This is a genomic window from Halogeometricum rufum (assembly GCF_900112175.1).
Taxonomy (GTDB): domain Archaea; phylum Halobacteriota; class Halobacteria; order Halobacteriales; family Haloferacaceae; genus Halogeometricum; species Halogeometricum rufum.
The window spans coordinates 591,492-611,893 of sequence record NZ_FOYT01000001.1; the positions used below are offsets into that span (position 1 = coordinate 591,492).

Genomic DNA, 20,402 nt, shown 5'->3' on the forward strand with positions numbered 1-20,402 from the left:
ACCGAGCGCTCGCGGCGGTCGCCGGCGGGGTTCTCGTGGACGCCATCCTGACTGGCTGTGGAGTCGGCGACCCGCCTCTTGGTGCTTTGGAATCGGGCGTTTCCCTCCGCGAATCCGCTCGAGAGTCGGGTCGATCGGACACACCGCACGACCCGCGAACCGACGGTTCGAGCGGGGTCAGTCGTCCGCGAGAGTCTGCCGAATCTCCGCGGCGGTCTCGCGGTCCTCGACCATCAGGATGAACTCTCCCTCCCACTCGCCCTCGGCGATGTCCGCCGCGAGACGCGCCGAGACGCCGAACCGGTTGACCGTCTCGCCGTCGTACCGCAGGACCACCTCGAACGGGTCGGGGTCTTCGCCGACGCCGGCCGCGCGAAACGCCTCGCTCACCTCGGCCGCCGTGGCGTCGGCGAGGACGACCGGCAGGCCGTACCCGCCCGACCGCTGTTTCTGCACCTCGCCGACGCGCGACACGCCGGCCCCGGTGAACAGCGTCCGGTCCGTCTCTGGGCCGACGAGGCGCATCTCGACGCTCGCCGGGTCCGCGGCGTCGGCGGTCGGCGTTCCGCCTTCGTCCGTCTCGGTTCTCGAACCCGATTGCGCCGTCGCGTCGTCGTCGGTTTCCAGTCCCGCGGCGGAGCATCCCGCGAGGAGGGCTGTCGCTGTCGTTCCGAACAGTCCGAGCGTCGCACGTCTGGAGGGCGGCATACACTCACCTATCGAACATGTCTACAAAGTTCTTGTGTGCTCGGAGTCGGGCGTTCTCGGGAGTCCGTCAGAAGCGGTCCCGCAGTTCGGCGCGCAGGTCGTCCAGCGAGGCGCCCTTCATCGAGAGGAGGACGAGCAGGTGATACACGAGGTCGGCGCTCTCGGCCAGCAACTCCTCGGTGTCGTCGTCCTTCGCCGCGAGGATGGCCTCCGTCGTCTCCTCGCCTATCTTCTCCAAGACGTAGTTCTCGCCCTTCTCGTGGGTGAACAAGGTCGTGGTGTACGAGTCGTCCGGCAACTCGGCCTTCCGCGCCTCGATGGTCGAGAACAGGGCGTCGAGCACCGCGTCGGAGTCGGATTCATCGGTCATACCGGTGCGTGGGAACGTCGCGAGAAAACGGTTCTGACTCCCGAACGACGGCGCGAGCGTGTGAGACGAGCCTCAGTCCGCGGCCTCGGCCTCGATTCGGTCGAAGAACGCCAGGTCGTGCAGGCGACTGTCGTCGGTCAGTTCGGGGTGGAAGGAGGTGCCGACGACGGGACCCTGCCGCACGGCGACGGGCGTCCCCTCCCACTCGGCCAACACGTCGACGCCCTCGCCCACCTCGTCGATGAGGGGGGCGCGGATGAACACCGCCGGGAAGGGGTCGTCCATCCCCTCGACGTCGAGGGGGGCCTCGAAACTGTCCACCTGTCGGCCGAACGCGTTCCGGTCGACGGTCACGTCTAGCAGGTCCAGCGTCTCCACCCGGTCGTCCTTCGCGTCCCGGGAGGCGACGATGAGTCCGGCGCACGTCGCCAGCACGGGTTTGCCGGCGGCGACGTGGTCGCGTATCTCCTCGTCGATGCCCTCGCGCTTCAGGAGGCGCGAGATGGCCGTGGACTCGCCGCCGGGGACGAGAAGCACGTCGCAGTCGGGGACGTGGCCGGACTGACGAATCTCGACGACTTCGACCGGTTCTCCGTGGGCCTCGGCCGCGCTACGGATGGCCGCGGCGTGTTCGGACACGTCGCCCTGCACGGCGACGACGCCTGCGCGTAACATACGTGCCCGTCGGTGTCCGGGGGTGAAAAAGTGAACGTTCGGCCGGCGTCGCACCGGCTACGAGGACGTGCGTTCGGGAGGTCCGGGGACCGGTTCGGCCGTTCAGAACGCGACGGCGTTCAGGACGAGGACGCCGACGCCGAAGAGGAGGCCGAACGCGACGACGCTCTTGGGGTCGAGACGGATGGCGTTGCGGTCCTCGGCGTCGAAGTACCGAACGAGACCCGCACTAGACATCAAGCCACCGCTGTTCTGTCCGCTGCTCATGGCAGTCACTCCGCCTCCCCTTCGCCTAAACGTTTCGACTCTGGCCGAACGGGGGTGGGTAAGAAACCCTTATGCGCCGGGCTCGGTAACGACCAGAGGGATCACGATGACCGTTCGACTCAAGGACTTCTACGCCGACTGGTGCGGGCCGTGCAAGACGCAGGACCCGATTCTCGACGAACTCGAAGCCGACTACGCGGACGTCGAGTTCGAGAAGGTCGACGTAGACGAACAACAGGACGTGGCCAACGAGTATCAGGTTCGCTCGCTCCCGACGCTCATCGTCGAGAACGACGACGGCATCGTCGACCGATTCGTCGGCGTCACTCAGCGAGAGGACCTCGAAGACGCCCTGCAGAAGGCGGGCGCGTAACCGGTCACGACCGTTCTCTCGACGCTTCGCCCGTGCGATCAGCGACCGCGACGCGTCACGCCCCGGGTCGGGCGTCCGCGGTGGCGCCGTGCGGGCCCCGTCCGCGCCAGACGCTCTCGCAAGCGTTATACGGGCGGCTGGGGAACTGACGTGTATGCCAACCAACGACGCCGCGACCAAGCGAACGCTGGAGAAGCAGATCTGCATGCGCTGTAACGCGCGCAACCCCGCGCGTGCGAAGGCCTGCCGAAAGTGCGGCTACAAGAACCTCCGTCCGAAGTCGAAGGAACGCCGCGCCGCGTAATCGGACGCCCTTTCTCTCCATCTTCCGCCGGCGTAGCGGCGCGTCCGGGCCGCTCAGTCGTCGGGGTACTTCGGTTCGCGCCGTTCCGCGCGTGAGAGCGCCCGCTCTATCACGTCCCGCACGGAGTCGCCGTCCGGGTCCGAGCGGAACACGTCGCCGTGGCCCGCGTACAGTTCCGCGACGGTGTCCGGCATCCGTCTGAGGAGAGTTCGGAGGCTCTCGACGAGGCGTTCGCGCGACTGGCCGGGCATGTCCGTCCGGCCGAAACTGCCGTCGTCGAACGCGCCGTCGTCGTGGACGACGACGTCGCCGCTGAACACGCGCGTCTCGCCGACGAGGGAGACGTGGTCGGAGGCGTGACCGGGTGTGTACACCACCTCGAACGTCTCGTCGCCCATCCGGAGTTCGTCGCCGTCTTCGAGTTCGCCGGTCCGGCGCGGGTGGTCCGCGTACGCGTACAGGTCGGCGTCGAAGGCGTCGAGGACGGCGTCGAGTTCGCCGACGTGGTCGGTGTGCTGGTGCGTGAGGACGACGGCGTCCAGCGCGTCGGTGTGCTCGGCGACGACGTCTTCGACGCCGGGCATCGTCCCGGCGTCTACGAGCACGTTCCGTTCGCCGAGGACGAGATACGCGTTACAGGTGAACTGTTCCGCGCCGTCGGTGACCGTGACGATTTCCATGGGTGCCCGTACGGCCGCGCGAAGAAAAACCCCCACCGACTCGGCACGGTCGCTCGTCCCTCCGACGCACCCAATCGCCGCTCGACCGTATATTTCCGATGTTCAATCTATGAACAAAATTCTCACCTGCGTATCATTTTTCCGTCTGAGCCGTCTACGTCGACTCGTATGGGATTTGGGAGCTACGACGAGTCCGAGCAGGAGAGTCAAGACTACGACCAGGACCTTGACGAGAACGACGGCGTCGCAACCTCGGAGAACGACCACAAGGGCGAGGTCGAGTTCGAGAACGGCGCGTCGAACGAGGAACTGCTGGACCGTCTGCAAGAGATCAAGGACGACTGACGGGGCGACGTGACGCCGCCGGTCAAGTCGGGCGCGCGCGCACTCGGCGTCGCCGAGTCGTACGAGGACGGGGTCGGGTCCGAGAGCGTGCTCTGCGGTGCAGTCGTCCGCGCGGACCGCGTCGTCGACGGCGCGGCCTTCGAGACGTGTACGGTCGGCGGCACGGACGCCACGGACGCCATCCGACGACTTTTTGCCGAACTCGGCCGCGAAGACGTGCGTCTGCTGTTCGTCGCGGGCGTCGCCCCCGCGTGGTTCAACCTCGTCGACGTCGAACGCCTCGCGGACGCCGTCGAACGCCCCGTCGTCGCCGTCTCCTTCGAGGAGAGCGAGGGACTGGAATCCGCACTCGAGGCGCAGTTCTCCGGCGACGAACTCGCCGCCCGCCGCGCGGTGTACGACGCCCTCCCGGCGCGCCGACCCGTGACCGTCGGCGACGACACCGTGTTCGTCCGCGCCGTCGGCGTCGACGACGCGGAGGCGGCGCGCCTCGTCCGCGCGTACACCCCCGAGGGTGGCCGACCGGAACCGCTCCGCGTGGCCCGTCTCCTCGCGCGTTCGGGCCGCGAGTGGCGCGGCCGGGACGGCCGCTGAGCGTCGGGACCGACCGGCGCGTGGGGGTCGCGACGGCACGATACCGACCGGCGCGTGGGGGTCGCGACGGCACGACACCGACCGCCGCGTACAAGTCACACCGGCCCGCCTCTCCGGTATGAGCGACGACGCGATGGACGGCCTCTGCGTCCGCGACTGCGAACGGTGTCCGGACCTCGTGGCGTCCCGGAGTCGGATAGTCAACGGCGTCGGCCCCGACGACGCCGACTTGGTGTTCCTCGGCGAAGCGCCGGGCGCGAACGAGGACGAACGGGGCGAACCGTTCGTCGGCCGGTCGGGGAGCGTCCTCGACGACGCCCTCCGCGACGTGGGTCTGGCCCGGGCGGACGTGCGCATCACCAACTGCGTGCGCTGTCGGCCGCCGGAGAACCGCGACCCGACGAAAGACGAACTGGGCAACTGCCGGGGCTACCTCGAACGCGAACTCGAACTGCTCGCCCCGGACCTCGTCGTCACCCTCGGGAAGGTGCCCTCCGAACACCTCCTGGAACGCTCCGTCGCCGTGACGAAGGAGGCGGGCGACGTGGTTGACGTGCGCCTCGGCGACCGGTCCCAACGCGTCCTCGTCTGCGTCCACCCGGCGGCGACGCTGTACGACCGGAGCCAGCGCGACACGTTCTTCGACGCCGTCGCGAAGGCGGCGGACCTCTCGGGACTCGCCGACGGCGCGGACGGCCAGTCGAGCCTCGGCGACTTCTGACGCGGGGAATCTATTTTGACCGTCGATGGCGATGGTCGAGTGAACATGTCAGACGGAGACTTCGAGGGCTACGGCGGACGACACGTCCCCGACCCGCTGAGAGAACCGCTCGACCGGTTGGCGCAGGCCTACGACGACGTCGCGAACGAGGAGGCGTTCCAGTCCGACCTCCGCGACCTGCTGGAGACGTTCGCCGGCCGGCCGACGCCGCTGTACCACGCGCGCAACCTCAGCGAGCGCTACGGGGCCGACATCTACCTCAAGCGCGAGGACCTCCTCCACGGGGGCGCGCACAAGATAAACAACACGCTGGGGCAGGCCCTCCTCGCCGAAAAGGCGGGCAAGACCCGCCTCATCGCGGAGACGGGTGCCGGGCAACACGGGACGGCGACGGCGATGGTCGGGGCTCTGCTCGGCCTCGACACGGAGATTTACATGGGGAAGAAGGACGTCGAACGGCAGCGGATGAACGTCTTCCGCATGCGGCTGATGGGGGCCGACGTGAACGAGGTCACTCGGGGGGACGCCGGCCTCGCCGACGCGGTGGACGCCGCCTTGGAGGACTTCGCCGCGAACGTCGACGACACCCACTACCTCGTCGGGAGCGTCGTCGGCCCCGACCCGTTCCCGCGGATGGTCCGGGACTTCCAGTCGGTCATCGGCGACGAGGCCCGCGAGCAGTTCCGCGAGCGGACGGGCGGCCTCCCGGACGCCGCCGTCGCCTGCGTCGGGGGCGGGTCGAACGCCATCGGCCTCTTCCACGCCTTCCGCGACGACGACGTCGACTTCTACGGCGCCGAGGGCGGCGGCGAGGGCGACGAGGCCAAGCGCCACGCCGCCCCGCTTGCGTACGGCACCGACGACGTCATCCACGGGATGAAGACGCGCGTCATCGACGACGACGTCGAGGTTCACTCCGTCTCCGCCGGCCTCGACTACCCGGGCGTCGGCCCGGAGCACGCCATGTACCGCGCCGTCGGGCGCGCCGACTACGCCGGCGTCACCGACGACGAGGCGCTCGCGGCCTTCCGGGAACTCAGCGAGACGGAGGGCATCATCCCGGCGCTGGAGTCGAGCCACGCCGTGGCCCGCGCCGTCCAGTTGGCCGAGGCCGGCGACCACGACACCATCCTCGTGAACCTCAGCGGTCGGGGGGACAAGGACATGGAGACGGCCGCCGAGCAGTTCGACCTCTGAGGCGGCGGCCGGCCCTAGTCGGCAGTCACTCCGACCCGACGGTCAGGTCGCCCCGCCCGTCTCCCCGGCCGTCCGACGGCGCGCCCGCCGGTGTTCCCGCACGTGCGCCGCCGCGTCCAGCCCCGTCTTCAGCACGACCAGCAGGACGACCAGCACCGCCGCCCCGCCGAGGGCGGTGACGAGGAACGCGCCGAGGACGATGGTGAGGTGGAGGACGAACACGCGCCGGTACGGTTCTGCCATCTGTCCGCCCGGCGAGGCGGTCCGGAACTCCTCGCGGCCGACGTAGTTCCACGCGAACGACCCGCCGTGACTGACGACCATCGCGACGCCCGCGAGGGCGACGCCCGCGACGTCGACGCCGACGGGCACCCCGGCGAAGGCGGGGAGGCCGAACAGGACGAACGCGCCGTGGACGACCCAGAAGACGCCGTAGTGCAGACAGAAGAACGCCGCGGGGAAGACGTTCGACGGGTGGACGCGCGGCCCGGCGTCCGGGTCCGCGTCGTCCGGTCCCGACACGTCGATGGGCGACCCGTCGATGCTGAACGTCGCGTCGCCCTCGTACCGCCCGCTGGCGAGCAGCACCTTCGGCACGTTCAGGACGCCGACGACGCCGCTCTCCACCCAGTAGACGGCTAGCACGTCGAACACGTTCCAGCCGAGGGCGAGGACGCCCACGAGGGGGACGAGGTTGGCGGCGAGGAGCGTTCCGAGCGCCGCCGGCGACGTCGCCGGCGCGTCGGACGGCGGTCCAAGTACGCCGCCCGCCCCGAGTTCGGTTCGACTCACGGACGCGGCGTACGCCGGGGACGGAGAAGAATCCGTAGGTGCCGCCGCCCCAAACTGCGGCCGTTCGCCGCCTCAGGGAACGAGGCCGACCAGTCGCGTGACGCCGTAGCCGAGCAGGCCGACGCCGGCGACGAGGAAGAACGCCCCCGCCGTGCGGCCGTCTCCCGTTCTGTCCCCCTTCAACAGTTCCGTTCGCCCACGATACCGGACGAGGTAGCCGACGACGACGAACAGGGCGCCGACCGGAACGCTCCCCGGCACTCCCAGTAGTTCGCTCACGCCTCGCCGTGGGGACGCGCGGCGTGGAAACGGTTTCGGCGAGTGGGCCGCCGACGTTCGGCGTGCGAGAAAAAGGCGAGGCGACGCAGACGCGCGCGCCTTACTGCCAGATGGACCGCGCCATCCGCTGGGGGAACTCCACGAGCAGTTTGAGGAAGCTCGTCCCCTCCTCGTTGCCGCGGATGTACGACCGGACCCGCTGGCTGACGAACTCCACGGAGACGACCAGCACGAAGATGACGAGGATGGTCGCCATCATGTTCGTGTACTTGAACAGACCGCGCTGTGTCTGCAGCACCTGGCCGAGTCCGCCGCCGCCGATGAGACCCATCGTGACGGCGATGCGGACGTTGATTTCGAGGATGTACATCGTCCACGCGATGAAGGGCGTGAACACCTGCGAGAGCATCCCGAACACGACCTTCTGCGGGCCGTTCGCGCCGGTGGACTCGATTGCCTCGATGGGTCCGTCCTCGACTTCCTCCAGCGCGTCGGTGAACAGGCGACCGAGGTTCCCCATCGTGTCCGTCCCGATGGCCAGTGTCGCCGTGAACGGGGAGACGCCGCCCAGCGGGATGTAGATGAGCGCCCACACCAGCGCCGGGATGGCGCGGATGATGCTCATCGTCCCGCGGAAGATGAAGTTGAACGGGTACGGCGTCACGCGCTCGGACCCGAGGACGCCCAGGAGGAGGGCGCCGGGGATGCCGAGGACGGTGCCGGCGAAGCCCATCGCGAACGTGACGAACATCGCGCCGAGGACGGGGTTGCCGTTCTCGAACTGCAGGAGCAGGTTGCGCTCCTGGATGAACGCCCAGTACTGGCTCACGTCGACGAACGGTACCACGCCGAACAGCGTCCCCGGCGGGAAGAAGTCGCCGAGGGCGTCGGAGAACTCGGGCCAGTACTTGATTATCTCCCCGACGGAGAAGCCCACTTCGCTCAGCGCGTTCGTGAAGACGAACGCGAACACGGCGAGGACGACGAGCGAGAACAGCAGTCGGACGCGCTTTGCTATCTGGATGTTCCGCAGCGACTCCCGAATCCGGTCTGTGTCAGTACTCATGGGCCTGTGTTCCGCTCTGCGCCGGTCGTTCGTCGGCGGACGACTCGGTTCGTTCCTCGCGAATCGCTTCCGTCTCGATGTCGCCGTATATCTCGTCGATGACGTCCACGGTGAACTCCTCGCGGTAGCCGTCGAACACGATTTCACCGTCTTTCATCCCGATGAACCGCTCGCCGAACTCGCGGGCGATGTTGACCTGGTGGAGGCTGGCGATGGTGGTCAGGTCACGCTCGGCGGCGGCGTCGCGGATGTAGCGCATCACCGTCTCCGCGCTGGCCGGGTCGAGACTCGCCACCGGTTCGTCGGCCAACAGCAGACTCGGCTCCTGCACCAGCGCGCGGGCGATGCCGACGCGTTGTTGCTGCCCGCCGCTCATGTTGCCGGCGCGCTGGTTCGCCTCGTCGAGGAGGCCGACGGTGTCGAGGGCGCGGAGCGCCTCCCGCTTGTCGCCGTCGCCGTAGCGCCCGAGCAGGCTGCGGAGAAACGACGTGCGGCCGAGGGCACCGGTGAGCGCGTTGCTGTACGCGCTTATTTGTTCGAGGATGTAGTGCTGCTGGAATATCATCGCCACGTCGTTCCGTGGCCCCAGCACCTCCGCACCGTCTATCGAAATCGACCCCTCAGTCGGGCGAGTGATGCCGTTGAGACAGCGCAGCAGCGTCGACTTCCCCGCGCCGGACTGTCCCAGGAGGACGACGAACTCGCCGTCCGGGATGGTGAAGGAGACGTCGTCGAGGGCCTGTACGTCCCCGTACGACTTGCTGAGGTCCGTCACTTCTATCGTACTCATATCTGATGTGTGGTCGGTCCCTGTCTCGCCGTACACGCGGACCTGTCGTGCGTTCGTGAATCCTGACAACAAAACGCCGTGATACGGACGCCTACGGCCTTACTGACCCAGCGTGACGCCGAGTTCGTCCAGCACGTTCTGGACGGGCTGGTAGTCGTCGACGGTCCCCTGGTCGACGCCGGTGAACCAGAGCTGTTGGTCGTCGCCGAGGTCCTCGTTGATGAGGTCGTCCTCGCCGACGTCCAGCAGGGCCGTCTCGATGTCCGAGTAGAGCGACTGGTCCATCTCGGCGCGGCCGAGAATCGGCGCGCGCGGGATGGGGTCGGAGACCGAGAGCAGTTCCAGTTCGGGGCTCTCGGTGCCCAGGTCGCCGTCGTTCTCGGCGGAAGTCTCCAGGAACTGCTCCGGGAACTGGTCTTTCGGGACGTGCGGTGCCGTCGAGAACGCCCCGGTGCCGGCGGCGACGACTTCGTCGCGGTTGAGGAGCGTCTCTCGGGCCGTCGAGTGGTCCGAGAACTGGGCCTCGAAGTCCGCCGGTTCGCCGTCGGGCGCGCCGCCGGTGTCGAGGCCGGCCTTGCTCAGCATGTAGAGGGGGAACAGCGCACCGCTGGTCGAGAGGCGGTCGGCGAACGCCACCGTCTCGCCCTCGAGGTCGGTGAGTTCGCTGACGTCGCTGTCGGGCGTCGTCGTCATGAGCGAGAAGTACCGCGACGCGCCGTACGCGATGCGGATTCCGATGACCTTCGTCACGCCCTCGTTACCGCCCTGGATGGCGATGGCGGGCGCGGCGTCGGCCACGTCGGCCTGACCGCTCTTGAGCGCCTGCAGGACCGCCGCGTAGTCGGCCGCGACCGTGGATTCGACGGTGACGCCGACCTCGCTCTCCAGATAGTTGAACAGCGGCTGGTACTGCGCCTCCACGTCGACGTCCGACTCCGCGGGCGTCAACGCGAACATGATGGACTCCTGCGAGGTCGACCCCGTCGTCGTCGCCTCCGTCGTCGCTTCGGTCGCGGTACCGCCGCTTCCCGTCTCCGTCGACTGTTCTGTCGTGTTCCCGTCACCCGTACATCCGCTGAGGGCTGCGAGACCTGCGACACCTGTGGCACCTGCCGTCTTGAGGAAATTGCGTCGACTCGCCATTGAACTCACGTTTCTCGTTCGACAGGTTCCTGTTAAGTATTGCTATTTTCTCTATAGGTCTCAAAATATTAACAGTCAATGTGACCCTAGAGTGTATGTATCTCAATCTGCGGTCACGGCCGCCGAACCGTCCCCGAGGGAAAGTCACTTTGCCCCGGTCCGCGGACGTTCTCGCATGAGCACGACGACGTCCGAGACGCGGGAGACGGTAGCCTCCGTGGTCATGGTGGACTACGGCCTCGGCAACCTCCGGAGCGCCCAGCGCGGACTCGAACGCGCGGGTGCGGACGTGACTATCTCCGACGACCCGGCGACGTTCGCCGACGCCGACGGCATCGTCCTCCCCGGCGTGGGCGCGTTCTCCGAGGGGATGGAGAACGCCGGCCCGTTCCGGGAGGCACTCGCCGAGGCGGCCGACCGCGGACAGCCCATCTTCGGCATCTGCCTCGGGATGCAGATGCTCCTGACCTCCTCGGAGGAGGCCGACCACGCCGGCGAGGGCGAGGTGGAGGGACTGGACTTCGTCCCCGGACGCAACGTCCGCTTCGACGAGGGGCAGAAGGTGCCGCACATGGGGTGGAACGAACTCGACGTGCGGCGCGACCACCCGCTGGTCGAGGGCGTGGACGGGGAGTACGCCTACTTCGTCCACTCGTACTACGCCGTCCCGGACGACGACGACGCAGTCGTCGCCACCACCGACTACGGCGTCGAGTTCCCCGCCATCGTCGCCAACGAGGCGGGCACCGTGTTCGGCACGCAGTTCCACCCCGAGAAGTCCGGCGAGACGGGGCTGAAGATACTCCGGAACTTCGTCGAACTCTGCGCCGACTGGTAGCGTCGCTTCGCCCCGCTACGACAGCGATACGTCGTCTATCGTCCTGGCCACCTCCGTCTCCCAGACGACGCTGACGCCGACGGCGACGATTCCCTCTCCCTCTCCCGACAGGTCGTACTCGACGCGCTCCCACCCGGCGTGGTCCTCTATCGCGCGTTCGGTGTCGAAGTCCCCTTCGCGCAACCACCCCCGCTCGGGCCGCGGCCCGGCGTACGCCGCCAGTTTCGTGAGGGTGTTGAACGACTCCTCCGGCGAGTGAACGGACACGGAGAGCGTGTCCGTTCCGTCGAGGAGGACGGCCTGTTGGGCCCAGATGGTGCCGTCGTCCTGTCCCCCGTCGATGGCGAACTGGAGGGCGGCGTCGCCGCCGGCCACCGGGTCGTCCACGATGCGCGCCGACGATTCGACCGGGAGTCCGGTGTTCGGGTCGGTCGGCAGGTCGCGGCCGACGAGCCACCCCCGAAGCCCGGACTCGAACCCCGGGTTCGTTACCGACGCGCTCGGGTCCGTCGTCCCGTCGTCTACGACCGGCGCCGTGCAACCCGCGAGGGCAGCGACGCCCGTCCCGCAGGCGGCGAGAAACCGTCTTCGGTGCATGGTCACACCGATGCGGGCGACGACCATAGTCTCTGACCCGACGGTATTTTACAGGCCGCTGTCGAATCTCGCGCCATGCAGGCAGTCACGCTGGGTCCGGCCGGGACGTACTCGCACCGCGCGGCCCGCGCCGTCGCAGACGACGTCGCCTTCCGCGAGTCGGTGTCCGCCATCGTGGACGCCGTCGACTCCGGGGAGTTCGACCGCGGCGTCGTCCCCATCGAGAACAGCATCGAAGGGAGCGTCACGGAGACGCTCGACGCCATCGCCGACGCCGACATCGCCGTCACGCGGGAGATAGTGACGCCGATTCGGCACGCCCTCCTCGCGCAGTCCGAGGAGTTCTCCGTCGTCGCCTCCCACTCGCAGGCGCTGGCGCAGTGTCGGGGCTACCTGGAGCGAGAGTACCCCGAGGTCAAACTCGAAGCCGTCGCCAGCACGGCGCGCGGCGTCGAACGCGCCCGCGAGGACGCTTCCGTCGCCGGTATCGGGCACCCCGACAACGCGGGCGAGGGACTGCAGGTCCTCGCCGAGGACATCCAGGACCGCTCCTCGAACGCGACGCGCTTCTTCGTCGTCGCGCCCGCCGCCGAACGCTCGGACGCGGGCGGCAAGTCCACCGTCATCGTCTATCCGAACGCGAACTACCCCGGACTGCTCCTCGAACTCCTCGAGGCGTTCGCCGAACGCGACATCAACCTCTCGCGCATCGAGTCGCGCCCGAGCGGAAACCGCCTCGGCGACTACCTGTTCCACATCGACTTCGAGGCCGGCCTGTACGAGGACCGCGCGCAGGAGGCCCTCGCGAGCGTCGAGGAGATCGCCTCCCGCGGGTGGGTCAAGCGCCTCGGGTCGTACGACATGCAGCACGTCCTCTACTAGACCGCGGACGGAGCCGGCGTCTCGAACTGCGAACGCGCCGCCGGTCCCGGGAACCTGCGAAAACCTTGATAGCGTCACCGGGCGAACAGGTGGACGACATGGCGCGCCAGAACCCCTTCGACGAGATAGAACAGTTCTTCAAGCGGATGGGCCGCGAGTTCGAGGAGTCGGGACTCGCCTCGCTCCGAGACATCGCCGTCGACGTCTCGGAGACGGACGACGAACTCGTCGTCGTGGCGGACCTGCCGGGCTACGAGAAGGACGACATCGAAATCTCGGCCTCGGGCCGCGAACTCACCGTCGAGGCCGAGCGCAGCGCCGACGAGGAGGAGACCGGCGACCGATACGTCCGCCGAGAACGGAGTCGCAGCAGCGTCCGCCGGTCGATAACGCTCCCCGTCGAAGTCGTCGAGGAGGAGGCGTCCGCGACGTACAACAACGGCGTCCTCACCGTCACCCTGCCGAAGGAGACGGCCGACGAGGACGACGAGTCGACGAATATCGACGTGGTGTAAGGGCCGCGTCCCGTCTCCGGGCGGTCCCTCACCCCTCCCGCCGAGTTCTTCTCATCCGACCAACACTTAACAGCGAACTCCACGTAGTGTCCGCATGGACAGCCCGCGAAGCTACGAGTTCGAGGGTGTCGCGCCGACGATTGCCGACGAGGCGCGCGTCAGCAACGAGTCCACGCTGGTCGGCGACGTGACCGTCGCCGCGAACGCCAGCGTGTGGCCGGGCGTCGTCCTGCGGGGGGACATCGCCCCGGTTCGCGTCGGCGAGGCGTCGCACGTCACCGACAACGCCTTGCTGCACGCGTCGGTCGTCGGCGACCGGGTGATGGTCGGCCACGGCGCGGTCCTCAACGAGGCGACGGTGGGAGACGACGCGCTCGTCGGGTTCAACGCCACGCTAAACACGGACGTGACCGTCGGCGAACGGAGTCTCGTCGCCGCCGGGTGCGTCGTCCCGGAGGGGCGCGACGTCCCGCCCGAGTCGTTCGTCCGGGGGGTCCCCGCGCAGGTCACGCCGCTCTCGGAAGCGAGTATCGACATCGAGGCGCTTCTGGACAGGTACTCCGCCGCCGAGTACTCGGGGTTGGCGGAGCGTCACACCGACCTGTTCGACTGACGCTCCCGCTCGTCCGACGTTCCCGAAGTGCTGTATCTGGTGTTCACGAGCGCCGTACCGTGCGAATTGCCGTCTCACGTCCTGCTATCTTTATCTCCTCGAACGACATACTGTTCTTCGGTGAACTACCAATGATGCGACGTTCCAACCCCTTCGAAGAGATCGAGTCGATGTTCGAGCGAATGTCCCGCCAGTTCGACGAGATGAGCCACCAGTTCGACGGTTCCCGGATGATGGGCGCCGACTACGGCATGGACATCGACGTCCGCGACGGGGCCGACGAGTACGTCGTCGTGGCTGACCTCCCCGGCTTCGAGAAGGAGGACATCGACCTCTCCATCGCCAAGCGCTCGCTGACCATCTCCGCCTCCCGCGAGATGCACGAGGAACGCGAGTCCGACACCGAGTCGAGCGAGTACATTCGCCGCGAACGCCGCCACGAGTCGATGCGCCGGACCCTCCGTCTCCCCGAAGACGTGATGGCCGACGACGCCTCCGCGTCCTACAAGAACGGCGTCCTCACGGTGACCATCCCCAAGACGGCGGTGGAGTCCGAGGACTCCCACCGCATCGACATCAACTGAGCCGATTCGCCGGTCCGACGCCTCGGGCCGCACCGGCAGTCTCGGTCCCCCGTCTCTGACGTGCCGCCCCCGATTTCGCACGTGCCGCTCCCGGTTTCTCGTCGACTTCAGTCGTCTCCGGTATCTGTCTCGCTTTCGTCGTCTCCATCGTCTCCACCGTCGTCCCCGCCTCCGTCGCCGTCGTCTCCATCGTCGCCGTCGTCTCCATCGTCGCCGTCGTCTCCATCGTCGCCAGCGTCGTCCTCCGTCGCGAACGGGTGCGCGCGGAGAATCGCGCCGTCGTCGGGGCTGTCGTTGGCGAAGTTGCAGACGAACAGGTCGCTGCGCTGACGCGGCGTGACGCCGAACAGCACGTCCGATGGGAAGACGAGTCCGTCGTCTGCGGTGGCGACGACTTCGACGTGGCGGTCAGGGGTGACGCGCACCACGCGGTTCTGCGAGTTCGCGGCGACGTACACGTCCGCGCCGTCGGTGGTGACGCCGTCCGCGCCGAATATCTCGGGCGATTCGAGGTACGTCTCCGCCGCCCCGGCGGTGCCGTCCGTCTCGACGGGCACTCTCACCAGTCGGCCGACGTCCCGCCCCTCGTCGTCGACGGCGCGGGTGACGGCGACGAACACGGAACCGTCGCGTCCGAACGCGAGTCCGTTCGCGCCGAAACTCTCCGTCTCCAGCGTGTCGTCCTCGAACCACAACTCCGCCTCCGGGTCGTCCGCCGACAGCGAAACCTCGTAGACGGCGCCGTCGAACGACTCCGTGACGAGGAGGCGGTCGAAGTCCGGGTCGTACAGCACGTCGTTCGGGAACCCCGAGACGGACGCGAGGGGGAACGGCGCGTGCCCGTCGCGCGGCACCTCCCAGACGCCGGTCCCTTCTTCGGACGACGAGGCGACGTATATCGACCCGCAGGGGACGACTTCGACGCCGACGACGCTCCCCGGCAGTTCGGCGACGCGGGTGAGGTCCGCGGGCGTGAGACCCGTCTCCTGCGTCTGCGCGTTCGTCACCCCCCACACCTCGCCCGCGGTGATGCCGAAGTAGAGCGTCCCGTCCCAGTCGAGTGCGAGGTTCTCCGGCACCGGGTCGCCCGGCACCGCCACCACCGTCTCGACGGGCGTCGAGTCGTCGCTCGGTTCGCCCTCGTCCGCACCGCCGTCGCCCGACCCGTCGTCCGCACCGTCGTCTCCGTCCTCCTGTGCCGCCGCCGCGCCCGAGAGCGCGGAGAACGCCAGTCCCGTTCCGAACAGCCGAAGTGTCGACCGCTTGGTGAGTTCAACCATACCACCGGTACGGAAACGCTCGCCATAGCCGTTGTCGGTGGTTCGCGTGAGTGTTCGCGGTCCTGTTCTCTCCGCCCTCCTGTCGTGTCTCTGATTGGACGGTCCGGGGCGGGTCGCTATCGGAACAGTCCGGGGCGGGTCGCCACCGGAACGCCCCGTGTGTTTCGTGCTACCGTTCACCGCAATCGACGCCCGAATCGAACAGGTGCGAAAGTCGGGTATAGGAGTTAATTTATGCGCGCATCCTGACGACACAGGTATGGAATACGACCCGCAGGAACTCGAAGAGCGCTGGCGGGAGCGGTGGGCCGAGACCGGCCGCTACGAGGCAGACCCCTCCGACGCCGCCGACGCCGACGAGGAGCCGACGTTCATCACCGTCCCGTACCCGTATCCCAGCGGTGGGATGCACATCGGTCACGCGCGGACGTACACCGTCCCCGACGTGTACGCCCGCTACCGACGCCAACAGGGCGACAACGTCCTCTTCCCCATCGCCTGGCACGTCACCGGGACGCCCATCATCGGTGCCGTCGAGCGCCTGAAGAAGGGCGAGGAGAAACAGCTCTCGGTCCTGCGCGACACGTACGACGTGCCCGAGGAGACGCTGACCGACCTCGAGACGCCGATGGGGTTCGCCCGCTACTTCGTCGAGGAACACTACAAGCGCGGGATGCAGTCGCTGGGGCTCTCTATCGACTGGCGACGCGAGTTCACGACGAACGACGAGCGCTACTCGAAGTTCATCACGTGGCAGTACGAGACGCTGCGTGACCGCGGCCTGCTGGAGAAGGGCCTGCACCCCGTCAAGTACTGCACGAACGAGGAGCAACCGGTCACGACGCACGACTTGCTGGAGGGCGAGGAGGCGGAGTTCCAGGAGTACACGCTGGTCCGCTTCGGCCACGGCGACACCGTCGTCCCGATGGCGACGCTCCGCCCGGAGACGGTCCGCGGCGTGACGAACGCGTACATCGACCCAGAGGCCGACTACGTCTACGCCGACGTGGACGGCGAGCAGTGGTTCGTCTCCGCGGCGGCCGTCGAGAAACTGCAGTTGCAGGCGCACGACGTGACCGTCGAACGCCGCGTCCCCGGCACCGAACTGGTCGGCGAACGCGTCACCAACCCCGTCACGGGCGACGAGGTACTCGTCCTGCCCGCGGACTTCGTGGACGCCGAGAACGCCACCGGCGTCGTCATGTCCGTCCCGGCGCACTCGCCGGACGACTACGTCGCCCTGCAGGAGGCGAAGGCGGACGACGGCCGGATGCGTGAGTACGACATCGACCCCGCCGACGTCGAGGCCATCGAACCGGTCCCCATCCTCTCCGTCGAGGGCTACGGCGAGATACCGGCCAAGTCGGCCGTCGAAGAGGCCGGAATCACCTCCTCGGACGACCCCGCTCTGGAGAAGGTGACGAAGGACCTGTACAACAGGGAGTTCCACGCGGGGCACCTGAACGACGACTACGGCGAGTTCGCCGGCGAGTTGGTCGAGGACGTGCGGACGCGCTTCCGCGACGCCCACCGCGACGAGGGGGCGTTCGGGACGATGCAGGAGTTCTCCGAGGACGTCGTCTGCCGGTGCGGCGGCGACGTGGTCGTCGCCGAACAGGACACGTGGTTCCTGCGCTACAACGACGAGGCGTGGAAGGCGAAGGCCCACGACGTCGTCTCGCAGATGGAGGCCATCCCCGAGAACACCCGCGGCGAGTACGACCACACCATCGACTGGCTGAACGAGTGGCCGTGCATCCGCAACTACGGGCTGGGCACCCGCCTCCCGTGGGACGACGACTTCGTCATCGAACCGCTGTCGGACTCCACCGTCTACATGGCCTACTACACCATCGCGCACCGCCTGCAGGACGTGCCGGTGGCGGACCTGGACCGCGAGTTCTTCGACGCGTTGTTCTACGGCGCGGACGCCGTCGAGGACGCCCCCGAACGCGCCCTCGAACTGCGCGAGGAGTGGGACTACTGGTACCCGGTGGACTACCGGTTCTCCGCGAACGACCTCATCTCGAACCACCTGACGTTCTACCTGTTCCACCACGCCGAACTGTTCGACCGGGACAACTGGCCGCAGGGCATCGTCATCATGGGGATGGGCCTGCTGGAGGGCGAGAAGATGTCCTCCTCGAAGGGACACGTCGTCCTCCCCGGCGCGGCCATCGACGACTACGGCGCCGACACCGTGCGCTTCTTCCTGCTCAACTCCGCGGAACCGTGGCAGGACTACGACTGGCGCGCCGAACAGGTCGAGTCCGTCCGGGACCAGTTAGAGCGCTTCTGGAACCGCGCCGACGAGATACTCGCGGCCGACGCGCCGGACGAACGCCCCGAACTCGAACAGGAGGACCGGTGGCTGCTGTCGAAACTGCAGTACACCGTCCGCGACGTCACCGAGGCGATGGAGTCCTCGGAGACTCGGACCGCCAGTCAGGCCGCCTTCTACAACTTCGAGGAGGAACTCCGCTGGTACCGCCGGCGGACGGACCTCGACCGCCCGGCCGCGAAGTGGACGCTCGAACGGGTGCTGGAGACGCGCCTGCGACTCCTCGCCCCGTTCGTCCCGTTCATGACGAACGAACTGCACGAACGGCTGACCGGGACGCCCGCCGAGGACGCGCCGTGGCCCGAACCCGACGCGTCCTTCGAGAGCGCTGCCGTCGAGGCCAGTGAGTCGCAGATAGAGCGGCTGACCGAGGACATCAAGGGTATCCAGCAGTCGCTGGCGAACGCCGAGGAGGACGTGCCCGAGGCCGACCCCGACCGCATCACCGTCACCGTCGCCGCCGCCTGGAAGCGCGACGTGCTCCGGACCGTCGTCGAGGAGGACGCGAATCAGGGGGCCGTGATGAGCAGCGTGATGCAGGACCCCGACCTGCGCGAACGCGGCAACGAGGTGAACGACCTCGTGCAGGAACTGGTCGAGTTCGTCCGCGGACGCGACGAGAGCGAGGTGGCCGCTCTCGCCGAACTCGACGAGTACGCGACGTACGAGGCGGCGACCGACTTCCTCTCGCGGGAGTTCGACGCCGACGTCGAACTCGCTCTGGAGGGCGAGGACGCCGACGCGACGAAGCAGGCGATTCCGCTCCGCCCGGCCATCGAACTCGAAGCCGAGTGAGCGACTCGCGGATTCGGCCTCTTTCCCCCGTGCCGCGCTGTTTCAGCGTTGATAATCTCGCGGCGTAGCGGTTCGCTGACGCCGATTGCTACTCTGCCAGACGTGTCTCTGGCGCGTCGTACACACGGTTCTCGTTCGATCGCTATCACTTCCGACTAGTTACCTAGATTGATACTGACACGCAAACGAACGTCTGGCATGCATTGTTCGGAGTGCGACGTCGAGATGCACCGGGTCGACTCGCGACGCGGGTCCGACTGCGAAGACCACACCACGTTCGAGTGTCCCGAGTGTGGCGACCGGTCCCAGCGAACGCGGTGGCGCCCGCTCTGAGCAGCAGACGCTGCGAACGTCACGAACTGCTAATGCCGACGCGCACGTACTGGTAGTCATGGCAGAAGAAGACTCTCCGAGTGCGCTCCGACAGGTCTACAGAACGGTCACGCCCGGCTACAAGTCCCACCCCGACGCGGAGATGAACTCCGTCGGCTGGGTGATCTTTCTCGTCATGGTCGCCGTGATGCTCCCGCTCTTGCCGTTCCTCGTCGCCGTCTGGGTCGTGACGAAACTCATCGACTACGTCTCCCGCGGCGGCGGCCGGACGGAGACGTGAGTTCTCAGTTCCCGCGGCCGGCGAGTCCCAGCAGGTCGAACTCGTAGCCGTTGTCGTTCTCCCGGGCGTGTTCGTAGACGATGTGCGCGGCGGCGACGTCCTGAATCGCCAGTCCCGTGGAGTCGAACACGGTGATGCCGTCCTCGTCGGTGCGGCCCTCCCTGTCGCCGACGACTATCTCGCCGATTGCGCCGTAGATGTCGTCGTCCGAGAGGACGCCCGCGTTGTAGGGGACGTTTATCTCGCCCGAGTGGGTCGTCTGCTCGTGGTCGTCGATGACGAGTTTGGCGTCCAGCAGTATCTCGTCGGCGAGTTCGTGCTTCCCCTCGGCGTCCGCACCCATCGCGTTGACGTGCGTGTGGTCGCCGACGGCGTCGCGGGAGACGACGGGGTCCTCGACGGGCGTCACCGTCGAGAGGACGTCGCAGGAGGCGGCCTCCTCGATCGACCCCGCGCGGACGTCGAACTCGTCTTCGAACGCGTCGATGAAGCGCGCGACGCGTTCCTCGTCGAGGTCCGAGACGACGACTTCCTCGATGTCGCGCACGGTGGCGATGGCCTCCAACTGCGTGTACGACTGGACGCCCGCGCCGACGATGCCCAGCGAACTGGCGTCCGCGACGGCGAGGTGGTCGGTGGCGACGGCGGCGGCCGCCCCCGTCCGCTTCATCGTCAGTTCGGTGCCGTCCATGACCGCGAGGGGGAACGCCGTCTCAGGCGAGGAGTACACCATCGTCCCCATCACGGTGGGGAGGTCGAACTGCTCCTCGTTGTCGGGGTGGACGTTCACCCACTTGATGCCCGCGGCGTCCCAGTCGCCGGCGTCCATGTAGGCGGGCATCGACCGGAAGTCGCCGTTGTACTGCGGCAGGTCGATGTACGACTTCGGCGGCATCTGGGCGTCGCCGCGTTCGAAGGCCGCGAACGCCTCCTTGACGGCGGGGACGAGTTCCGCCATGTTCGCGTTCTCGTGAACGTCCTCGCTGTTCAAGAGCAGTGTTTGCATCTTGCGTCACGTTTCTGCGGACCGTTACTTAGTT

26 protein-coding genes are annotated in these 20,402 nt (G+C 67.8%); 13 read left to right on the top strand and 13 right to left on the bottom strand.

The features are described 5' to 3' along the window. Window positions 1-177 precede the first annotated feature (177 nt). The 4 genes from BM310_RS03090 to BM310_RS03105 form a co-directional block, all read right to left on the bottom strand. On the bottom strand, window positions 178-708 hold the full coding sequence (locus tag BM310_RS03090; RefSeq protein ID WP_089804521.1) for a preprotein translocase subunit SecD family protein: 531 nt from the start codon (window positions 706-708) through the stop codon (window positions 178-180). A gap of 67 nt (window positions 709-775) precedes the next feature. Next, window positions 776-1,078, bottom strand: a complete 303-nt coding sequence (gene hisE / locus BM310_RS03095; protein ID WP_089804524.1) for a phosphoribosyl-ATP diphosphatase — start codon at window positions 1,076-1,078, stop codon at window positions 776-778. A gap of 72 nt (window positions 1,079-1,150) precedes the next feature. Then, window positions 1,151-1,753 (bottom strand): pyridoxal 5'-phosphate synthase glutaminase subunit PdxT, encoded by a 603-nt coding sequence (gene pdxT / locus BM310_RS03100; RefSeq protein WP_089804526.1) that lies wholly within the window; start codon window positions 1,751-1,753, stop codon window positions 1,151-1,153. A 102-nt stretch (window positions 1,754-1,855) separates the two neighbouring features. Then, window positions 1,856-2,020, bottom strand: a complete 165-nt coding sequence (locus BM310_RS03105) for a preprotein translocase subunit Sec61beta (RefSeq protein ID WP_089804528.1) — start codon at window positions 2,018-2,020, stop codon at window positions 1,856-1,858. A 106-nt stretch (window positions 2,021-2,126) separates the two neighbouring features. On the opposite strand from BM310_RS03105, the gene BM310_RS03110 reads away from it, so the two are divergent. Together BM310_RS03110 and BM310_RS03115 are read left to right on the top strand one after the other, a co-directional pair. Beyond that, complete coding sequence (locus BM310_RS03110) at window positions 2,127-2,393, top strand: thioredoxin family protein (RefSeq protein ID WP_089804530.1); 267 nt, start codon at window positions 2,127-2,129, stop codon at window positions 2,391-2,393. Between the two features lie 154 nt (window positions 2,394-2,547). Next, on the top strand, window positions 2,548-2,697 hold the full coding sequence (locus BM310_RS03115; RefSeq protein WP_089804532.1) for a 50S ribosomal protein L40e: 150 nt from the start codon (window positions 2,548-2,550) through the stop codon (window positions 2,695-2,697). Window positions 2,698-2,750: 53 nt separating this feature from the next. Here the strand turns inward: BM310_RS03115 and BM310_RS03120 are convergent, their stop codons facing one another. After that, the gene (locus BM310_RS03120; RefSeq protein WP_089804534.1) at window positions 2,751-3,377 is read right to left on the bottom strand and encodes an MBL fold metallo-hydrolase; all 627 of its coding nucleotides are present in this window, start codon (window positions 3,375-3,377) and stop codon (window positions 2,751-2,753) included. Between the two features lie 168 nt (window positions 3,378-3,545). Here BM310_RS03120 and BM310_RS03125 point away from each other — a divergent pair, with 168 nt between their 5' ends. From BM310_RS03125 to trpB, 4 genes are all read left to right on the top strand, one after another. Then, window positions 3,546-3,722, top strand: coding sequence for a DUF5786 family protein (locus BM310_RS03125; RefSeq protein ID WP_089804535.1), 177 nt, complete (start codon window positions 3,546-3,548; stop codon window positions 3,720-3,722). 9 nt (window positions 3,723-3,731) lie between these two features. Further along, the gene (locus BM310_RS03130; protein ID WP_089804537.1) at window positions 3,732-4,316 is read left to right on the top strand and encodes an endonuclease dU; all 585 of its coding nucleotides are present in this window, start codon (window positions 3,732-3,734) and stop codon (window positions 4,314-4,316) included. A gap of 118 nt (window positions 4,317-4,434) precedes the next feature. Continuing rightward, the gene (locus tag BM310_RS03135; RefSeq protein ID WP_089804539.1) at window positions 4,435-5,037 is read left to right on the top strand and encodes a uracil-DNA glycosylase; all 603 of its coding nucleotides are present in this window, start codon (window positions 4,435-4,437) and stop codon (window positions 5,035-5,037) included. Window positions 5,038-5,082: 45 nt separating this feature from the next. Then, window positions 5,083-6,234, top strand: a complete 1,152-nt coding sequence (trpB, locus tag BM310_RS03140; RefSeq protein WP_089806975.1) for a tryptophan synthase subunit beta — start codon at window positions 5,083-5,085, stop codon at window positions 6,232-6,234. 42 nt (window positions 6,235-6,276) lie between these two features. On the opposite strand, the gene BM310_RS03145 is transcribed toward trpB, so the two are convergent. From BM310_RS03145 to BM310_RS03165, 5 genes are all read right to left on the bottom strand, one after another. Further along, entirely contained in the window at window positions 6,277-7,026 is a 750-nt protein-coding gene (locus BM310_RS03145; RefSeq protein ID WP_089804541.1) for a DUF6498-containing protein, read from the bottom strand. Window positions 7,027-7,098: 72 nt separating this feature from the next. Next, a complete protein-coding gene (locus tag BM310_RS03150) occupies window positions 7,099-7,305 on the bottom strand; it encodes a hypothetical protein (protein ID WP_089804543.1) in 207 nt (68 codons plus the stop codon). Between the two features lie 100 nt (window positions 7,306-7,405). Beyond that, window positions 7,406-8,371, bottom strand: coding sequence for a phosphonate ABC transporter, permease protein PhnE (gene phnE, locus BM310_RS03155; RefSeq protein ID WP_089804545.1), 966 nt, complete (start codon window positions 8,369-8,371; stop codon window positions 7,406-7,408). Beyond that, window positions 8,361-9,161: a phosphonate ABC transporter ATP-binding protein gene (phnC, locus tag BM310_RS03160; RefSeq protein WP_089804546.1), complete on the bottom strand. Its 801-nt coding sequence runs from the start codon at window positions 9,159-9,161 to the stop codon at window positions 8,361-8,363. The genes phnE and phnC overlap by 11 nt, the downstream gene beginning before the upstream one ends. Before the next feature lie 99 nt (window positions 9,162-9,260). Continuing rightward, complete coding sequence (locus BM310_RS03165) at window positions 9,261-10,304, bottom strand: substrate-binding domain-containing protein (protein ID WP_089804547.1); 1,044 nt, start codon at window positions 10,302-10,304, stop codon at window positions 9,261-9,263. Window positions 10,305-10,479: 175 nt separating this feature from the next. Between BM310_RS03165 and hisH the strand changes: the two genes are divergently transcribed. After that, window positions 10,480-11,142, top strand: a complete 663-nt coding sequence (gene hisH, locus BM310_RS03170; protein WP_089804550.1) for an imidazole glycerol phosphate synthase subunit HisH — start codon at window positions 10,480-10,482, stop codon at window positions 11,140-11,142. A 15-nt stretch (window positions 11,143-11,157) separates the two neighbouring features. On the opposite strand, the gene BM310_RS03175 is transcribed toward hisH, so the two are convergent. Further along, on the bottom strand, window positions 11,158-11,739 hold the full coding sequence (locus BM310_RS03175) for a hypothetical protein (protein ID WP_089806977.1): 582 nt from the start codon (window positions 11,737-11,739) through the stop codon (window positions 11,158-11,160). A gap of 75 nt (window positions 11,740-11,814) precedes the next feature. On the opposite strand from BM310_RS03175, the gene pheA reads away from it, so the two are divergent. From pheA to BM310_RS03195, 4 genes are all read left to right on the top strand, one after another. Further along, window positions 11,815-12,621 carry a prephenate dehydratase gene (gene pheA / locus BM310_RS03180; protein ID WP_089804552.1) on the top strand — a complete coding sequence of 269 codons (807 nt, stop codon included), beginning with the start codon at window positions 11,815-11,817 and terminating at the stop codon, window positions 12,619-12,621. A gap of 98 nt (window positions 12,622-12,719) precedes the next feature. Further along, the gene (hsp14, locus tag BM310_RS03185; RefSeq protein WP_089806979.1) at window positions 12,720-13,136 is read left to right on the top strand and encodes an archaeal heat shock protein Hsp14; all 417 of its coding nucleotides are present in this window, start codon (window positions 12,720-12,722) and stop codon (window positions 13,134-13,136) included. A 94-nt stretch (window positions 13,137-13,230) separates the two neighbouring features. Further along, entirely contained in the window at window positions 13,231-13,749 is a 519-nt protein-coding gene (locus BM310_RS03190) for a gamma carbonic anhydrase family protein (RefSeq protein ID WP_089804553.1), read from the top strand. A gap of 131 nt (window positions 13,750-13,880) precedes the next feature. Then, on the top strand, window positions 13,881-14,333 hold the full coding sequence (locus tag BM310_RS03195; protein WP_089804555.1) for an Hsp20/alpha crystallin family protein: 453 nt from the start codon (window positions 13,881-13,883) through the stop codon (window positions 14,331-14,333). A 107-nt stretch (window positions 14,334-14,440) separates the two neighbouring features. Here BM310_RS03195 and BM310_RS03200 read toward each other — a convergent pair whose 3' ends face one another. Beyond that, window positions 14,441-15,613, bottom strand: coding sequence for an SMP-30/gluconolactonase/LRE family protein (locus tag BM310_RS03200; protein ID WP_177232517.1), 1,173 nt, complete (start codon window positions 15,611-15,613; stop codon window positions 14,441-14,443). Between the two features lie 259 nt (window positions 15,614-15,872). Here BM310_RS03200 and leuS point away from each other — a divergent pair, with 259 nt between their 5' ends. Continuing rightward, entirely contained in the window at window positions 15,873-18,749 is a 2,877-nt protein-coding gene (gene leuS / locus BM310_RS03205) for a leucine--tRNA ligase (RefSeq protein WP_089804557.1), read from the top strand. A gap of 391 nt (window positions 18,750-19,140) precedes the next feature. After that, the gene (locus tag BM310_RS03210) at window positions 19,141-19,362 is read left to right on the top strand and encodes a DUF7535 family protein (RefSeq protein ID WP_089804559.1); all 222 of its coding nucleotides are present in this window, start codon (window positions 19,141-19,143) and stop codon (window positions 19,360-19,362) included. Between the two features lie 4 nt (window positions 19,363-19,366). Here the strand turns inward: BM310_RS03210 and BM310_RS03215 are convergent, their stop codons facing one another. Next, window positions 19,367-20,368: an ornithine cyclodeaminase family protein gene (locus tag BM310_RS03215; protein ID WP_089804561.1), complete on the bottom strand. Its 1,002-nt coding sequence runs from the start codon at window positions 20,366-20,368 to the stop codon at window positions 19,367-19,369. Between the last annotated feature and the right edge of the window lie 34 nt (window positions 20,369-20,402).

What these genes read in the sequence shown, in the direction of transcription:
- BM310_RS03175 (WP_089806977.1), bottom strand. Translation starts at nt 11,739, where the DNA reads ATGCACCGAAGACGGTTTCTCGCCGCCTGCGGGACGGGCGTCGCTGCC.
- BM310_RS03215 (WP_089804561.1), bottom strand. Translation starts at nt 20,368, where the DNA reads ATGCAAACACTGCTCTTGAACAGCGAGGACGTTCACGAGAACGCGAAC.
- BM310_RS03115 (WP_089804532.1), top strand. Translation starts at nt 2,548, where the DNA reads ATGCCAACCAACGACGCCGCGACCAAGCGAACGCTGGAGAAGCAGATC.
- leuS (WP_089804557.1), top strand. Translation starts at nt 15,873, where the DNA reads ATGGAATACGACCCGCAGGAACTCGAAGAGCGCTGGCGGGAGCGGTGG.
- BM310_RS03135 (WP_089804539.1), top strand. Translation starts at nt 4,435, where the DNA reads ATGAGCGACGACGCGATGGACGGCCTCTGCGTCCGCGACTGCGAACGG.
- BM310_RS03200 (WP_177232517.1), bottom strand. Translation starts at nt 15,613, where the DNA reads ATGGTTGAACTCACCAAGCGGTCGACACTTCGGCTGTTCGGAACGGGA.
- BM310_RS03210 (WP_089804559.1), top strand. Translation starts at nt 19,141, where the DNA reads ATGGCAGAAGAAGACTCTCCGAGTGCGCTCCGACAGGTCTACAGAACG.
- BM310_RS03105 (WP_089804528.1), bottom strand. Translation starts at nt 2,020, where the DNA reads ATGAGCAGCGGACAGAACAGCGGTGGCTTGATGTCTAGTGCGGGTCTC.
- BM310_RS03110 (WP_089804530.1), top strand. Translation starts at nt 2,127, where the DNA reads ATGACCGTTCGACTCAAGGACTTCTACGCCGACTGGTGCGGGCCGTGC.
- BM310_RS03165 (WP_089804547.1), bottom strand. Translation starts at nt 10,304, where the DNA reads ATGGCGAGTCGACGCAATTTCCTCAAGACGGCAGGTGCCACAGGTGTC.
- pdxT (WP_089804526.1), bottom strand. Translation starts at nt 1,753, where the DNA reads ATGTTACGCGCAGGCGTCGTCGCCGTGCAGGGCGACGTGTCCGAACAC.
- hisH (WP_089804550.1), top strand. Translation starts at nt 10,480, where the DNA reads ATGAGCACGACGACGTCCGAGACGCGGGAGACGGTAGCCTCCGTGGTC.
- BM310_RS03090 (WP_089804521.1), bottom strand. Translation starts at nt 708, where the DNA reads ATGCCGCCCTCCAGACGTGCGACGCTCGGACTGTTCGGAACGACAGCG.
- BM310_RS03120 (WP_089804534.1), bottom strand. Translation starts at nt 3,377, where the DNA reads ATGGAAATCGTCACGGTCACCGACGGCGCGGAACAGTTCACCTGTAAC.
- BM310_RS03125 (WP_089804535.1), top strand. Translation starts at nt 3,546, where the DNA reads ATGGGATTTGGGAGCTACGACGAGTCCGAGCAGGAGAGTCAAGACTAC.
- BM310_RS03195 (WP_089804555.1), top strand. Translation starts at nt 13,881, where the DNA reads ATGATGCGACGTTCCAACCCCTTCGAAGAGATCGAGTCGATGTTCGAG.
- trpB (WP_089806975.1), top strand. Translation starts at nt 5,083, where the DNA reads ATGTCAGACGGAGACTTCGAGGGCTACGGCGGACGACACGTCCCCGAC.
- BM310_RS03190 (WP_089804553.1), top strand. Translation starts at nt 13,231, where the DNA reads ATGGACAGCCCGCGAAGCTACGAGTTCGAGGGTGTCGCGCCGACGATT.
- hisE (WP_089804524.1), bottom strand. Translation starts at nt 1,078, where the DNA reads ATGACCGATGAATCCGACTCCGACGCGGTGCTCGACGCCCTGTTCTCG.
- pheA (WP_089804552.1), top strand. Translation starts at nt 11,815, where the DNA reads ATGCAGGCAGTCACGCTGGGTCCGGCCGGGACGTACTCGCACCGCGCG.
- hsp14 (WP_089806979.1), top strand. Translation starts at nt 12,720, where the DNA reads ATGGCGCGCCAGAACCCCTTCGACGAGATAGAACAGTTCTTCAAGCGG.
- phnC (WP_089804546.1), bottom strand. Translation starts at nt 9,161, where the DNA reads ATGAGTACGATAGAAGTGACGGACCTCAGCAAGTCGTACGGGGACGTA.
- phnE (WP_089804545.1), bottom strand. Translation starts at nt 8,371, where the DNA reads ATGAGTACTGACACAGACCGGATTCGGGAGTCGCTGCGGAACATCCAG.